This window comes from Microbacterium sp. Leaf351 (genome assembly GCF_001423825.1).
GTDB lineage: Bacteria > Actinomycetota > Actinomycetes > Actinomycetales > Microbacteriaceae > Microbacterium > Microbacterium ginsengisoli.
The window spans coordinates 139,979-142,904 of record NZ_LMPK01000035.1; the positions used below are offsets into that span (position 1 = coordinate 139,979).

The window sequence follows — 2,926 nt, forward strand, 5'->3', positions numbered from 1 at the left end:
CCGGTTCGAAGCCCGCCGCCCGACACTGCTGCACCGCCCACTGCCGCGCGGCGGTGCCCTCCGGCTCCAGCACCCACGGCCGGTCGGCGAGGTCGCGCAGTCCCCGTGCCCGGTCGCCGCGCGGGACGGCGAGACGGATCGGGTCGCGACCGAGGATGCGACGGGTCAGCCCGTCGCGGTGGGCGCGGGTGTGACCGGGGTACTGCTCGGCCACGACGAGGTCGAAGCGTCGGGCGGACAGCTCGAACAAGCCCTCCTCGGGCGGCACGGCGGCCGCCTCGAGGCGCAGGTCGGGCTCGCGCGCAGCGAGGAGCGCGAGGGCGTCGGGCAGCAGGGCGAGGGCCGCCGTCTGCATGAGTGCCACCCGCACGGGCGCCGCGCCCGGACGCAGCGCCTCCAGTTCGCCGCGCACGCGTTCGTCTTCGTCGAGGGCTCGTTCGGCGTACGCCGCGAGCAGCTCGCCGTGCTCGGTGAGGCGGAGGCGCCGGCCGTCGGCGACGAACAGGGGCACCGCGGCATCCTTCTCAAGCTGGTCGAGCTGCTGCGAGATCGTCGACGGGCTGTACGACAGCGCATCTGCCACGGCGGCGAGGGTGCCGCGCAACGCGAACTCGTGCAGCATGCGCAGGCGCCGGAGTTCGAACATGGCATCCATTCGATAGGACCGATGTGTATTGATCATAAACAGTCGCTTTTCTCGAAGGATGCGTGCCGCCACCCTGGGATCACGGGTCACGAGTGGCAGGGTGGAAGGGACGGAAGCGTGGTGCGGCAGATGACGGATGCGGTCGGGACGGAACTGAGCGGGCAGGCGGTCGAGCTCGCGCACCGGTGGGTGCGGGAAGCGGCGGCGGCCGACGTCGATCCGGCGGCGGAACGCCTCGCCGGAGTGCTGCGGGACCCGAACGGACTGCCCTTCACGATCGGCTTCGTCGACGGCGTCATGCGTCCCGAGAGCCTGGCGGCCGCGGCATCCCATCTGTCGCGAATCGCCCCCCTGGTGCCCGACTTCCTGCCCTGGTACCTCCGCAGCGCGGTGCGCACGGGCGGCGCCCTCGCCCCCGTGGCGCCCGCTGCCGTCGTGCCGATCGCGCGGCGCGTGCTGCGCGACATGGTCGGCCACCTCATCGTCGACGCGCGCGCCGAGAAGCTCGGCCCCGCCCTCGCGGCCCTCCGCGCCGACGGCGCCCGCCTCAACCTCAACCTGCTCGGTGAGGCCGTGCTCGGCGAGCACGAGGCGCTGCGGCGACTCGAGGGCATCCACGAGCTGATCCGCCGCCCCGACGTCGACTATGTGTCGGTGAAGGTCTCCGCGATCGCCAGCCACATCTCGATGTGGGCATTCGACGAGACCGTCGACCTCGTCGTCGAACGCCTCCTGCCCCTCTACGTCAGCGCCGCCACCGACGGCACGTTCATCAACCTCGACATGGAGGAGTACCGCGACCTCGACCTCACGATCGCGGTGTTCACCCGCATCCTCGAGGATCCACGTCTTGCCGGACTCGAGGCGGGCATCGTGCTGCAGGCCTACCTGCCCGACGCGCTGCCCGCGCTGCAGCAGCTGACCGCGTGGGCGGGAGAGCGGGTCGCCGCGGGTGGCGCGCGCATCAAGGTGCGGCTCGTGAAGGGCGCGAACCTGGCCATGGAGAAGGTCGACGCCGTGCTGCACGGTTGGCCGCAGGCGCCCTACGAGACGAAGCTCGACACCGACGCGAACTACCTGCGCTGCCTCGACTGGGCGCTCACCCCCGCACACGCCGACGCGGTGCGCCTCGGTGTCGCCGGGCACAACCTCTTCGACGTCGCCTACGCATGGCTGCTCGCCGGCGAACGCGGCGTGCGCGACGCGATCGAGATCGAGATGCTGCTCGGCATGGCGCAGGGCCAGGTGCAGGCGGTCACCCGCGAGGTCGGTCATGTGCTGCTGTACGTGCCGGTCGTGCGCCCCGACGAGTTCGACGTCGCCATCAGCTACCTCGTGCGCCGCCTCGAAGAGAACGCGTCGAGCGAGAACTTCCTCTCCGCCGCGTTCGAGCTCGCCGACGACGAGAGCCTCTGGGTGCGCGAGCGCGACAGGTTCCTCGCCGCGCTCGAGAGGTCGTCGGATGCCTCGCTGCGCACCGGTGCCGCGCGCACCCAGCAGCGCGGCGACGCGCCCGCATCCGGTGACCCGTCGATCCTTCGCGAACCCGCTCCGCCGCTCGGCTCCGCCGGTCTCACCCAGGCGGTGCTGGGCATCGCCCACGACGGCGCCGAGGACGTGCGCGGCTTCGGCGGAGCCGACCTGGTCGAGACCGCGGTGTTCTCGCTCAAGGAGAGCGGCGAGCATGCGGTCGGCGCCCCCGGGTTCCGTAACGCGGCCGACACCGACCCCGCGCTGCCGCAGAACCGCGACTGGGCGCGGCAGATCTTCGCGCGCATCGGCGTCTCGCACGTCGGCGACGTGACCCTGCGCGCCGCGCGGATCGACGACCGCGCACGCCTCGAGGATGCGATCGCCCGCGCCCGGAAGGCGGGCATCGCCTGGGGTTCGGTGCCCGCCGCCGACCGCGCGGTCGTACTGCAGCAGGCCGCGCGCGCCCTCGAGGCCCGTCGCGCCGAGCTCATCGAAGTCGCCGCGGACGAGACCGGGAAGGTGTTCGCCGAGGCCGACGTGGAGGTCAGCGAGGCGGTCGACTTCGCGAACTACTACGCCGCCACCGCCCGTGAGCTCGACGCCGTGCCCGGTGCGGTGTTCGAGCCGGTCGGTCTCACCGTCGTCGCCCCGCCGTGGAACTTCCCGCTCGCGATCCCGGCGGGCGGCGTGCTCGCCGCGCTCGCCGCCGGGTCCGGCGTCATCTTCAAGCCCGCCCCTCAGGCGCGGCGCTGTGCTGCCGTCATCGTCGAGGCGCTGGCGACCATCGGCCTCCCCGACGGCCTCGTC

At 72.7% G+C, this 2,926-nt stretch carries 2 protein-coding genes; one reads left to right on the plus strand and one right to left on the minus strand.

The features are described from left to right. On the minus strand, positions 1 to 646 hold a 646-nt coding region (locus tag ASG00_RS11795; protein WP_235559536.1), incomplete at its 3' end, for a LysR family transcriptional regulator. Between the two features lie 129 nt (positions 647 to 775). Here ASG00_RS11795 and ASG00_RS18335 point away from each other — a divergent pair. After that, a partial coding sequence (locus ASG00_RS18335) for a bifunctional proline dehydrogenase/L-glutamate gamma-semialdehyde dehydrogenase (RefSeq protein ID WP_235559537.1) occupies positions 776 to 2,926 on the plus strand: 2,151 nt, incomplete at its 3' end.